This window comes from Pseudomonas sp. QE6 (assembly GCF_041379005.1).
Taxonomy (GTDB): Bacteria; Pseudomonadota; Gammaproteobacteria; order Pseudomonadales; family Pseudomonadaceae; genus Pseudomonas.
Window position 1 is genome coordinate 524,005 of record NZ_CP166873.1, and the last position, 12,313, is coordinate 536,317.

Annotated in this window: 11 protein-coding genes; 2 read left to right on the forward strand and 9 right to left on the reverse strand. The window is 65.5% G+C overall.

The window, feature by feature from the left end; translation table 11 throughout:
- Positions 1-18: 18 nt before the first annotated feature.
- From ACAW63_RS02360 to hutU, 5 genes are all read right to left on the reverse strand, one after another.
- Positions 19-834, reverse strand: coding sequence for a glycine betaine/L-proline ABC transporter ATP-binding protein (locus ACAW63_RS02360; RefSeq protein WP_371231414.1), 816 nt, complete (start codon positions 832-834; stop codon positions 19-21).
- On the reverse strand, positions 831-1,685 hold the full coding sequence (locus ACAW63_RS02365) for an ABC transporter permease (RefSeq protein ID WP_371231416.1): 855 nt from the start codon (positions 1,683-1,685) through the stop codon (positions 831-833). Before ACAW63_RS02365 ends, ACAW63_RS02360 begins: the two co-directional genes overlap by 4 nt.
- Before the next feature lie 65 nt (positions 1,686-1,750).
- Positions 1,751-2,722 carry an ABC transporter substrate-binding protein gene (locus ACAW63_RS02370; protein ID WP_371231418.1) on the reverse strand — a complete coding sequence of 324 codons (972 nt, stop codon included), beginning with the start codon at positions 2,720-2,722 and terminating at the stop codon, positions 1,751-1,753.
- 74 nt (positions 2,723-2,796) lie between these two features.
- Positions 2,797-4,209: a cytosine permease gene (locus ACAW63_RS02375; RefSeq protein ID WP_371231420.1), complete on the reverse strand. Its 1,413-nt coding sequence runs from the start codon at positions 4,207-4,209 to the stop codon at positions 2,797-2,799.
- A 112-nt stretch (positions 4,210-4,321) separates the two neighbouring features.
- Entirely contained in the window at positions 4,322-5,989 is a 1,668-nt protein-coding gene (gene hutU / locus ACAW63_RS02380) for a urocanate hydratase (RefSeq protein WP_371231421.1), read from the reverse strand.
- 732 nt (positions 5,990-6,721) lie between these two features.
- Between hutU and hutH the strand changes: the two genes are divergently transcribed.
- Positions 6,722-8,251 (forward strand): histidine ammonia-lyase, encoded by a 1,530-nt coding sequence (gene hutH / locus ACAW63_RS02385; protein WP_371231422.1) that lies wholly within the window; start codon positions 6,722-6,724, stop codon positions 8,249-8,251.
- A gap of 137 nt (positions 8,252-8,388) precedes the next feature.
- Here hutH and ACAW63_RS02390 read toward each other — a convergent pair whose 3' ends face one another.
- Positions 8,389-8,979, reverse strand: a complete 591-nt coding sequence (locus ACAW63_RS02390) for a HutD family protein (protein ID WP_371231424.1) — start codon at positions 8,977-8,979, stop codon at positions 8,389-8,391.
- On the reverse strand, positions 8,976-9,686 hold the full coding sequence (hutC, locus tag ACAW63_RS02395; protein WP_371234551.1) for a histidine utilization repressor: 711 nt from the start codon (positions 9,684-9,686) through the stop codon (positions 8,976-8,978). The genes ACAW63_RS02390 and hutC overlap by 4 nt, the downstream gene beginning before the upstream one ends.
- 232 nt (positions 9,687-9,918) lie before the next feature.
- On the opposite strand from hutC, the gene ACAW63_RS02400 reads away from it, so the two are divergent.
- Complete coding sequence (locus tag ACAW63_RS02400; protein ID WP_371231426.1) at positions 9,919-11,283, forward strand: formimidoylglutamate deiminase; 1,365 nt, start codon at positions 9,919-9,921, stop codon at positions 11,281-11,283.
- Positions 11,284-11,426: 143 nt separating this feature from the next.
- Here the strand turns inward: ACAW63_RS02400 and ACAW63_RS02405 are convergent, their stop codons facing one another.
- Positions 11,427-11,978: a lipocalin family protein gene (locus ACAW63_RS02405; protein WP_371231428.1), complete on the reverse strand. Its 552-nt coding sequence runs from the start codon at positions 11,976-11,978 to the stop codon at positions 11,427-11,429.
- A gap of 35 nt (positions 11,979-12,013) precedes the next feature.
- Positions 12,014-12,268 carry an outer membrane protein assembly factor BamE gene (gene bamE, locus ACAW63_RS02410; protein WP_243804161.1) on the reverse strand — a complete coding sequence of 85 codons (255 nt, stop codon included), beginning with the start codon at positions 12,266-12,268 and terminating at the stop codon, positions 12,014-12,016.
- Between the last annotated feature and the right edge of the window lie 45 nt (positions 12,269-12,313).

The window sequence follows — 12,313 nt, forward strand, 5'->3', positions numbered from 1 at the left end:
CCCCGCCGGCGAATGGTGTTACAGCGCGGCCACGCGGCGCTGGACGAAGCGGTCGACGTACTCGTCGGCAGGCTTGTGCAGGATGTCGGCGGGCGCGCCCACCTGGATCAGCTGGCCGTCCTTGAGGATGGCGATGCGGTTGCCGATGCGCACGGCTTCATCGAGGTCGTGGGTGATGAAGACGATGGTCTTGTGCAGGGTCTTCTGCAGCTCCAGCAACTGGTCCTGCATGTCGGCGCGGATCAGCGGGTCGAGGGCGCTGAAGGCTTCGTCCATGAGGATGATGTCGGTGTCGGCGGCCAGTGCACGGGCCAGGCCAACCCTTTGCCGCATGCCGCCGGAGAGCTGGTGCGGGTAGGATTTCTCGTAGCCCTTCAAGCCCACGGTGGCGATCCAGTGCAGCGCGCGCTCCTGGCACAGTGCCTTGCTCTCGCCACGGATCTTCAGGCCGTAGGCGACGTTGTCGAGCACGCTCTTGTGCGGCAGCAGGCCGAAGCTCTGGAACACCATGCTGATCTTGCGCCGGCGGAAGTTCTCCAGAGCGGCGGCGTCGTAGGCGAGGACGTCCTCGCCATCCACCAGGATCTGCCCGCTGGTGGGGTCGATCAGGCGGTTGAAGTGGCGCACCAGGGTCGATTTGCCGGAACCGGACAGGCCCATGATGACGAAGATTTCCCCGGCCTCGATGGACAGCGAGAGGTCGTTGACGCCGACCACGCAATCGGTGGCGGCCAGCACCTCGGCCTTGCTCTTGCCCTGGCGGATCATCGCCAGCGCAGCGTCGGCCTTGGTGCCGAAGATCTTGTAGACGTTCTTGACCTGGATCTTGCTCATTTGCTGGCCTCATGGTGGCGCGAGCGGCCGTAAGCCTGGGTGATGCGGTCGATGACCACGGCGAGGATGACGATGGCCAGACCCGCTTCCAGGCCCTTGCCGACGTTGAGGGTCTGGATGCCTACCAGCACGTCCTCGCCCAGGCCACGGGCGCCGATCATCGAGGCGATGACGACCATAGACAGGGCCATCATGGTGGTCTGGTTGATGCCGGCCATGATGCTGGGCAGCGCCAGCGGCAGCTGCACGCCGAACAGTTGCTGACGGCGGTTGGCGCCGAAGGCGGTGATGGCTTCCATCACCTCGCGGTCGACCTGGCGGATGCCCAGGTCGGTCAGGCGGATCAGCGGCGGTGCGGCGTAGATCACGGTGGCGAAGATCGCCGGCACCTTGCCCAGGCCGAACAGCATCAGCACCGGGATCAGGTACACGAAGCTGGGCATGGTCTGCATGATGTCCAGCAGCGGCAGCAGCACGGCGCGGAAGCGGTCGCTGCGCGCGGCGACGATGCCCAGCGGGATGCCGATCAGCACCGAAATGATCGTCGCGACCATCATCAGTGCGAGGGTCTGCATCAGCTTGTCCCACAGGCCCACGGCGCCCACCAGGAACAGCAGCCCGACGATCACGACGGTCGGCAGGACGCGTCGGGTGGCGTGCCAGGCGATGCCGGCGACGATGGCCAGCATCAGCCACCAGGGAGTGGCCCGCAGCACGCCTTCCAGGTTGACGATGGCCCACAGCAGGGTATCGGAGATGTGGCGGAACACGTCACCGTAATTGGTGACCAGGGCATCGACCCAACCGTTGACCCAGTCGGCGATGGAGAAGGTGAAGCGTTCGGGGAACATGGCACGTACTCGTCAGGAGTGGGCATCGCCGGGGACCGTACTAACGGTCCCCGGATTCGGCAGCGTCAGAGCGCCGCCTGGACCTTCTTCGCAGCGTCCTCGCTGACCCAGGTGGTCCACACTTCCGGGTGCTCCTTGAGGAAGGACTTGGCCAGTTGCTCGGAGGTGAGTTTCTCCTTGGCCATCTTCGCCAGGTTCTGGTTCAGCAGGTCGATGGGCAGGTTGACCTTCTCCAGCACGGCCACCAGTTCCGGCGCCTGATCGTGGAAGGTCTTCGACAGACCGACCTGGATCTTCACGTCCTTGTTCACGCCCGGCTCATCCAGCTTCACCAGGTCAGCCTGGCCCATCAGCGGCGTCGGCGACCAGTAGTAGAAGAGGATAGGCTCCTTGCGCTTGTAGCTCGACAGCACGGCGGCATCCAGGGCCGGGCCGGTGCCGGGACGGAAGTTGGTGTATTTGTCCTCGAGGCCGTATTTCTTCAGCATCTCGGAGTTCTCCAGCTCGCAGGTCCAGCCGGCCGGGCAGTTGTAGAAGCGGCCCTTGCCCGGCTCTTCCGGGTCGCGGAACAGCTCGGCGTATTGCCCAAGGTCGGTCACGGCCTTCAGCTTCGGTGCCTTGGCTTCGATGCCACGCGCCTTGTCGCCTTCGATCACGAAGCGCGGCACGTACCAGCCCTCGGTGGCGCCGACGATGGGCGCGCCCACGCCGACCACCTTGTTCGCGGCGGCGGCCTTGTTCCAGGCGTCGCTGCGACCGATCCATTCTTCACCGAAGACCTGGATGTCGTTGTTGGCCAGGGCCTGCTCCATGGTGATGGAGTTGCCCGGCAGGCTGTCGGTTTCGCAGCCGTAGCCGTTCTTCAGGATGATCTGCATGACGTCGGTGAGCAGCATGCCGCTCTCCCAGTTCAGTCCGGCGAATTTCACCGGCTTGCCACTTTCGCACCAGCCGGCAGCCTGGGCCGAAGCCATGGCGCCGCCCAGCAGACCGGCGGAAAGGAACAGTCCCAGCAGCGTCTTCTTGGTGTTGTTCATCTGATGCTCCTAAACGTGAATGAGGTTGGGCAGTGCAAGGGCCGCCTCCTTGCGCAGGCGGCCGGCCGGTCTGTTCAGGTGCGGGCCGGCAGGATCAGCCGGTCCGGTACTGCCCGCGTTACGCGCCGGGCGACCAGGTAATAGAGAACGGCCGGAACCACGAGGCCGATGATCCAGGAAATATCCACGCCACCGAGGGCGTCCACCAGCGGGCCGGTGTAGAACTTGGTGGAGATGAACGGCAGCTGCACCAGCACACCGATCACGTAGACGCTGATGCCGGGGATGTTCCAGCGGCCGTAGCGGCCATCGGGGTCGGCCAGCGCCGGCACGTCATAGTGCTCGCGGGTGATGCAGTAGTAGTCCACCAGGTTGACCGCGCTCCACGGAGTGAAGAAGGCCAGCAGGAAGAGGATGAAGGACTTGAACGCGCCGAGGAACGAGTGCTGGCCGAGCAGCGCGATCAAAGTCGCGGCGCCGACGATCAACAGGACGAACGCCAGGCGTTGCAGACGGCTCACTTCCAGGTGACCGCGGAAGCCGCTGATCACGGTGGCGATGCACATGAAGCTGCCGTAGGAGTTCAGCGTCGAGATGGTGATCTTGCCGAAGGCGATGCTGAAGTAGAGCAGCGCGGCGATGGCGCCACTACCGCTCAGGCCGACGATGTAGGCTACTTCATGGCCGGCGAACTGCCCGTTGGCCCCGGCCGCGGCGAACACGCCGAAGATCATCGCCACCTGGGCGCCGATCACCGAACCGGCACCCACGGCGAGGAAGGTCTTCAGCGAGGAAGTCTTGCTCGGCAGGTAGCGCGAGTAGTCCGCGACGTAGGGGCCGAAGGCGATCTGCCAGGAGGCAGCCAGGGACACCGCGAGCAGGAAGCTGCTCCAGCTGAAGTGGCGAATCTGCAGCAGGGCGCCGACATCGGTCTGGCTCATCAGGCGGCTGAACAGGTAGACGAAGGCGATCACTCCGATGACGCTGGCGATGCGGCCGATGACGTGGATCACCCGGTAGCCGAGCACGGTCACCAGCACGATGACACTGGCGAACATCAGGATGCCGATGCTGTCGCTGACGCCGAACAGCTGCCCCAGCGCCTGGCCGGAGAGCACCGTGCCGGTGGCGGTGAAGCCCAGGTACATCAGGCACACCAGCACGATCGGGATGGCCGCGCCGTAGACGCCGAACTGCACGCGGCTGGAGATCATCTGCGGCAGGCCGAGCTTCGGCCCCTGCGCGGCGTGCAGCGCCATCACGCCACCGCCCAGCAGTTGGCCGATCAGCAGGCCGATCAGCGACCAGAACACATCGCCGCCCAGCACCACGGCCAGGGCGCCGGTGACGATGGCGGTGATCTGCAGGTTGGCGCCCAGCCACAGGGTGAACTGGCTGTAGAGCTTGCCGTGGCGCTCGGCCTCGGGGATGTAGTTGATCGAGCGCACCTCGATCAGGGGTTTGGAGCTATCACTGGCCTGGGACATCGTTATTGTTCTCCCGAAGGATTCTTGTCGGTCGATGTACATCTCTACGGACCGGGCCGCCGCACCACGCCGTGCGGCGGCCCCTCCCTGGTCCTGACTTGCTGATGCTGCCTTATTTGCCGGTGATCATCGGCAGGTTCAGGCCCTGTTCCCTGGCGCAGTCGATGGCGATCTGGTAGCCGGCGTCGGCATGGCGCATCACGCCGGTACCCGGATCGTTGGTCAGTACGTTGGCGATGCGCGCGGCGGCCTCGTCGGTGCCGTCGCAGACGATCACCATGCCCGAGTGCTGGGAGAAGCCCATGCCCACGCCGCCGCCGTGGTGCAGCGAGACCCAGGTCGCGCCGCTGGCGGTGTTCAGCAGGGCGTTGAGCAGCGGCCAGTCGGACACCGCGTCGGAGCCGTCGCGCATGGCCTCGGTCTCGCGGTTCGGGCTGGACACCGAGCCGGAGTCCAGGTGGTCGCGGCCGATCACGATCGGCGCCTTCAGCTCGCCGCGACGGACCATCTCGTTGAACGCCAGGCCGAGCTTGGCGCGCTGGCCCAGGCCAACCCAGCAGATGCGTGCCGGCAGGCCCTGGAAGCTGATGCGCTCCTTGGCCATGTCCAGCCAGTTGTGCAGGTGGGCGTCGTCCGGGATCAGTTCCTTGACCTTGGCGTCGGTCTTGTAGATGTCCTCGGCGTCACCGGACAGCGCGGCCCAGCGGAACGGGCCGATGCCACGGCAGAACAGCGGGCGGATATAGGCCGGGACGAAGCCGGGGAAGTCGAAGGCGTTCTCGACACCCTCTTCCTTGGCCATCTGGCGGATGTTGTTGCCGTAGTCGAAGGTCGGCACGCCCTGCTTCTGGAACTCCAGCATGGCCTTGACGTGCACGGCCATGGACTGCTTGGCGGCCTTCACCACGGCGGCGGGTTCGGTCTGCGCGCGGTCGCGGTACTGCTCCCAGGTCCAGCCGGCCGGCAGGTAGCCGTTGAGCGGGTCGTGGGCGGAGGTCTGGTCGGTGACCATGTCCGGGCGCACGCCGCGCTTGAGCAGTTCCGGGAGGATTTCCGCAGCATTGCCCAGCAGGGCGATGGAGATGGCCTTGCCTTCGGCGGTGTATTTCGCGATGCGCGCCAGGGCGTCGTCCAGGTCCTTGGCCTGCTCGTCGACGTAGCGGCTGGCGAGGCGGAAGTCGATGCGGCTCTGCTGGCATTCGATGTTCAGCGAGCAGGCACCGGCCAGGGTCGCGGCCAGCGGCTGGGCGCCGCCCATGCCGCCCAGGCCGGCGGTGAGCACCCAGCGGCCCTTGAGGTTGCCGTCGTAGTGCTGGCGGCCGGCCTCGACGAAGGTTTCGTAGGTGCCCTGGACGATGCCCTGGCTGCCGATGTAGATCCAGGAGCCGGCGGTCATCTGGCCGTACATGGCCAGGCCCTTGGCGTCCAGTTCGTTGAAGTGTTCCCAGTTGGCCCATTGCGGCACCAGGTTGGAGTTGGCGATCAGTACGCGCGGGGCGTTGGCGTGGGTCTTGAACACGCCGACCGGCTTGCCGGACTGCACCAGCAGGGTCTCGTCCTCATTCAGCGCTTTCAGGGTCTCGACGATCTTGTCGTAGCACTCCCAGTTGCGCGCGGCGCGGCCGATGCCGCCGTACACCACCAGCTCCTTCGGGTTCTCCGCGACTTCCGGGTCGAGGTTGTTCATCAGCATGCGCAGCGGCGCTTCGGTCAGCCAGCTCTTGGCGTTCAGTTGGGTGCCGCGCGGGGCACGGATTTCGACGTCACGGAACTTGGTCACGGGAGACTCCTTCGATAGCTCGGTTTCGGGAAGCTCGGGGGCAGCTTCGGGCGGTTCGTTCGAAGGTTCCGAGCTGTCAGGCGAATCGCTCAGAATCTTCATGTCTATGCTTGTATGTACAAGTATAAGCAAACGAAAGGCCAACCTTGCTCAAACTGAATCGAAGGGCGTCCAAATTAAAATTTAACCAATTGATTTATAAGAATTTATTTTTATTGATCGGCCAGATTGGAACGACTGAGAGGCGTTTCGGAACGAAGGCAAACGCACCAGGAAGAAGCTCATCTGCACCCTTTCGTGGCATTCGGTAACACCACCCGTTACGAAGAAACGCAGGTTGTATAGACAAGCTACTCACCGTTACCCCGCATGCCCGGCGATTCGCTCCATTCCGCTGCGATCTTGCTGATCGCCCGCTGGTGGTCACCGCTACCGCCCCGATGAAAAAACCGTTTCGGCGGAGCAAGGTCGCAACTGCAACAGCCGAAACATCCGCGCCAGCCCCGGAGCCCTTCAGGGGAGTTGTGGGGCATACCACTACCCCGGGGCCCGCAGCAGATCACGACCATCGGACTGGAAATGCCCCGGCCGGCAACATTCACTTGCTGGAGAACGGCCGCACGCAGCACCGACCGAGGCAGGCGTATACCCGAAGCCATGGCACGGCGATTGCTATACCTGTATATACAGGATACGACCGCAGTAACACTTCACCGATTCCAGGAAGCTGACATGTCCGAAACCCTGCTCCTGACGCCCGGCCAGTTCGACCTCGACCAGCTGCGCGCCATCTATCAGCACCAACCCGTCCTGCAGCTCGCCGATGAGTGCCGCGAGACCATACTGCGCAGCGCCCAGACGGTCAGCCAGATCATCGCCGACCAACGCACCGTCTACGGCATCAATACCGGCTTCGGCCTGCTCGCCCGCACCTCGATCCCCGAGGACCAGCTTGCCACCCTGCAGCGCAATCTGATCCTCTCCCACTGCACCGGCACCGGCCCCTTGCTGGACGACGCCAGCGTGGCGCTGATCATGGCGCTGAAGATCGGCTCCCTGGCGCGGGGTTTCTCCGGCGTCGGCCTGCCGGTGATCGAGACGCTGCTCAAGCTCTACCAGGCGCGGGTCTATCCCTGCATTCCGTCCCAGGGCTCGGTGGGCGCCTCGGGCGACCTGGCGCCGCTGGCACACCTGTCCTCGGCGCTGATCGGCGTCGGCCAGGTCCGCCATGAAGGGCGCATCCTCGACGCAGTGGAGGGTCTGGCCCTTGCCGGCGCCACGCCGCTGACCCTCGGTCCGAAGGAGGGCCTGGCGCTGATCAATGGCACCCAGGTCTCCACCGCCCTGGCGCTGCGCGGGCTGTTCGCGGCGGAGAAGCTGTTCATTTCGGCGGTGGTCGCCGGCAGCCTGACCGTGGAAGCACTGAAAGGCTCGTTCGTCCCCTTCGACGCGCGCATCCAGGCCGTGCGCGGCCAGCCGGGACAGATCGCGGTCGCCGCGCTGTACCGCGAGCTGCTGCATGACAGCCCGATCAACCAGTCGCATATCGACTGCAAGCGCGTGCAGGACCCCTATTCCCTGCGCTGCCAACCGCAGGTGATGGGCGCCTGCCTCGACCACCTGCGTTTCGCCGCCGGGGTGTTCCTGCGCGAGGCCAATGCCGTCTCCGACAACCCGCTGGTGTTCAGCGCCGACGGCGACGTGCTCTCCGGCGGCAACTTCCACGCCGAGCCGGTGGCCATGGCCTCCGACGTGCTGGCGCTGGCGATCTCCGAGATCGGCGCATTGTCGGAGCGGCGCATCGCCCAACTGGTGGACCCGGCGATGTCCGGCCTGCCGGCCTTCCTGGTCAAGGAAGGCGGCCTGAACTCCGGCTTCATGATCGCCCAGGTCACCTCGGCGGCGCTGGCCTCGGAGAACAAGACCTGGGCGCACCCGGCCTCGGTGGACAGCCTGCCGACCTCGGCCAACCAGGAAGACCATGTGTCCATGGCTACCTTCGCCGCCCGTCGCCTGCTGGACATGGCCGGCAACAGCGCCGGGGTGGTCGCCATCGAACTGCTCGCCGCAGCCCAGGGCGTGGACTTCCACGCGCCGCTGCAGAGCTCGCCGCAATTGCAGGAAGTGCGCACGCTGATCCGCAGCCAGGTGCCGCACTACGAGCAGGACCGCTACTTCGCCCCGGACATCGCTTCGGCGCGGGCCTGGGTCGAAGAGGGGGTGATGAGCCGCTGGATTGGCTACGAGCGGTTGTATTCGTAACCCACGATGTAGGACGCATAACGCCTTTGGCGTTATCCGCCGCTCGGCCATGATGGCGGATAAAGCGTTCCGCTTTATGCGCCCTACGGATCAACATCCCACCAACAAAAAGGGCGCCTCCCGGCGCCCTTTTCTGTTCAGCGTGCTTCGAGTTCTATCACGCAGATACCCGCACTGCCCGCCACCGTCAGCCGCCACTCGCGCAGCATACCGTCGCCTTCGGCGATCAGCGTGTCGTGCAGCCCCAGCACGCCCCTGGCCGCGCCGTTCAGGCTGGCGTGAATCCCCTCGCCGGCACTGAACAGCAGCACCGTCGACGCGCTGCTGAAGAAGTGCGCTTCACGGTCCAACCGCAGCCACTGCAAACGTGCCCGGTAGCGCGTGGGCGAATAGATCAGGTTGAAGTCGCGGATCGCGCCGCCCAGCAGGGTGCAATCCACCGCACTGGCGCCATCGAAGGCGAATGCATCGAGGACGCGCAGGTCACGGGAATCGATGCCATCCACGTTCAGGCGCATGCCCTCGCCCTCCAGCACGCTGATGACGCGCTGGTAACCGGTGAAGGCCGAGAAAGGCCCTGGGGCGCCAACGTCGGCGATGGACACGCGCCAGCCGAAACCTTCCAGCCCGTCGCCAGTGTCGCGGACGATCTCACGGGTAGTGCCTGCGCCGTTCTTCCAGGGCATCGCCGGGTAGTCGGCGGCGCGCAAAAGCTTCACATCGGTCATGAGCTGAAACGTCCTTCCAGGCGGTAGCGCGACCCCGGATAGAGCAGGCGCGCGCTGGTCACGGTATTGCGTCCCGACCAGGTGCGCCGACGAATCAGCAGGCACGGCTCGTGGCGGTCGATGGACAGCAGCTTGCATTCCTCGGGGCTGGGCAGCACCGCCTCGACCACGTGCTCGCCCTCGCTCAGTGGCGCGACCTGGGTGAGGTAGGCGAACGGCGTCTGCCCGGTGAAATCCTGCTTCAGGTAATCCGGCGCCACGGCCGCGTTGACGTAGCGGTCCTCGATCTGCACCGGGATATCGTTCTCGTAGTGCACGATCACCGAGTGGAAGATGCGCTGGCCTTCGCGCATGTCCAGCGCCAGCGCGCGCTCGGCGCTGGCCAGCTCCTCCACCAAACGGATCACCACACAGTGGTGCTTGTGGCCACGCGCGGTGATTTCCTCGGCGATGTTCTGCACCTGGAACAGCGCCGACTGGCCCTTGGGCTCGGCGACGAAGGTCCCCACACCCTGCATGCGCACCAGCAGGCCGTCGGCGGTCAGCTCGCGCAGCGCGCGGTTGATGGTCATCCGGCTGACACCCAGCTCCGCCACCAGCTCGGCTTCCGATGGCACTCGATGGTGAGGCGGCCAGGTGCCGGACTGGATCTGCTGGACGATCATCTGCTTGACCCGCGCGTACAGCGGCGCGGGAATTTCCCCCATCTGCGCGGCGAGCGACGAACCCTCGACGGGCGGGGTAGGCGTGGGCGATGCGGGCACGGGAAACTCCTTGTCGTGGCGACAGTACGGTGCGACTGCGGTATGACTCCGGCATGTACCGGATTCGACTCGTGCAGACAAGTCCTCAGACCGTCGGGTTGCCATGCAGTTTACGGACTTGGCAAACGTCTGTATATGTATATACAAATTCCAAGAACCCTGCGAGGCCCCGCGCATGTCCGTCCTATTCGCCGAATCCGCCCTGCTGCCCTCCGGCTGGGCGCGCAATGTCCGCTTCGAGATCGATGCCGACGGCCTGTTCACCGCGATCACTGCGGACGCCAGCGATGCGGGCGCCGAGCGTGTTGCCGGCCCGTTGCTCGCCGGCATGCCGAACCTCCACTCGCACGCCTTCCAGCGCGCCATGGCGGGCCTGGCGGAAGTCGCCGGCAATCCCAACGACAGTTTCTGGACCTGGCGTGACTTGATGTACCGCCTGGTCGGCCGCCTGTCGCCCGAGCAGGTCGGGGTGATCGCCCGCCAGCTCTACATCGAGATGCTCAAGGCCGGTTACACCGGCGTCGCGGAGTTCCATTACGTGCACCACGACGCCGACGGCAAGCCCTACGCCAACCCGGCTGAACTGGCCCTGCGCGTCAGCCAGGCCGCGGCCGACGCCGGCATCAGCCTGACCCTGCTGCCAGTGCTCTACTCCCACGCCGGCTTCGGTGGCCAGGCGCCGAGCGCAGGCCAGCGCCGCTTCATCAACAGCACCGAAGGCTACCTGAAGCTGATCGACGGCCTGCGCTCGCACCTGGCGACCCAGCCACAGCAGAGCCTCGGCCTGTGTTTCCATTCCCTGCGCGCGGTCACTCCGCAGCAGATCGCCGAGGTGCTGGGCGCCGACTCCACCGGCTGCCCGGTGCACATCCATATCGCCGAGCAGCAGAAGGAAGTCGACGACTGCCTGGCCTGGAGCGGCCGCCGCCCGTTGCAGTGGCTGTACGAGAACGTCGAGGTGAACGAGCGCTGGTGCCTGGTCCACGCCACCCATGCCGAGGCCGACGAAGTGACCTTGATGGCGCGCAGCGGCGCGGTAGCCGGCCTGTGCCTGACCACCGAAGCGAACCTGGGCGACGGCATTTTCCCGGCAGTGGACTACCTCGCCCAGGGCGGCCGCTACGGCATCGGTTCGGACAGCCACGTGTCCCTGAGCGTGGTCGAGGAACTGCGCTGGATGGAATACGGCCAGCGCCTGCGCGACCAGCGCCGCAACCGCCTGTATGGCGCCAACCAGCCGATGGTCGGCCGCACCCTGTTCGACGGCGCCCTCGCCGGCGGCGCCCAGGCCCTCGACCAGCCCACCGGAGAGCTGGCGGTGGGCAAGCGCGCCGACCTGCTGGTGCTCGATGGCGGCGATCCGTACCTGCAGACCGCCCGCGGTGACGCCCTCCTCAACCGCTGGCTGTTCGCCGGCGGGGATCGCCAGGTACGCGATGTGATGGTCGCCGGACAATGGCGGGTGCGCGAAGGCCGGCATGCTCTTGAGGAGCAAAGCACCCAGGCGTTCGCTGGCGTGCTGCGCGAACTGCTGGACTGACAGGCCCCTGTAGGAGCGAGCTTGCTCGCGAACAATCTCCGCAGCGGGGCTGGTTCGCGAGCGAGCTCGCTCCTACAAACAGCCCGCACAGGCAGTACCACCGGAATAGCCGCCACGAAAAAAACGCCCCTTGGGGCGTTTTTTCATTGGGCCGCTGAAGTGGAATCGGCTGCCCGCCAGATCAGGTCGTCAGTCTGATAGCCGCGCTCATGGGCCAACTCCAGCAGATGCATGCGGATCGCGTCCGGCACCACCGGCTGACGCGAGAGCAGCCACAGGTATTCACGATTCGGGTTACCCACCAGGGCGGTCTGGTAATCATCGTCGACGTAAAGCACCCAATAGTCGCCCTTGGCGAGCCCCGGGAAGATCCGCGAGAAGGCGTTGTCGAAGCGCACCCAGAGCTTGTCGGTTCGACCTGCTACCTGGGCCTCGGCGCGACCGGTAGCCTGGTCCCATTCGCCGTCCCTGGTCAGGCATCGGTTGGTTACGGCGAGGCTGGCGTCGTCCTGCAGGCGGTAGTGCGCTTCGGATTGGGCGCACTGCCGCTGGAAGAACATCGGCTTGCGCGCCAGCTCGTACCAGGTTCCCTCATAGCGCCTGAGGTCGACCTGTACAGTCTGCGGCGGCTGCATGGGGCCCGCGCAACCGCTCAGAACAACGAGGCAGGCCAGCCAGGTGATGGATCGACGCATTCACTCCTCCTTGGCTGCCTGCCCTGCCTGGGCGATTACTTCAGGCCCTGGGCGGAGAACAGCAGCACCTTGTCACCGGCGTACTGGATGCTGATGAACGCCTTCTCATCACCCCAGGTGCAACTGGATACGCCCAGCGCGCCGGAGCATTCGGTCGGCTTGCCGAGCAGGCTCTCGACCTCGGCCTTGGTCATGCCGGTTTTGATCTTGGAATAGTTTTCCTGGTTGATCTTGCTGCAGGCGGCCAGGACGACACAGAACGCGACGAGCGCAAGGCGGCGGAAGGACATCGACAACTCCATTGTTTAAGGGACATGCCAACAAGCTTGGCACAG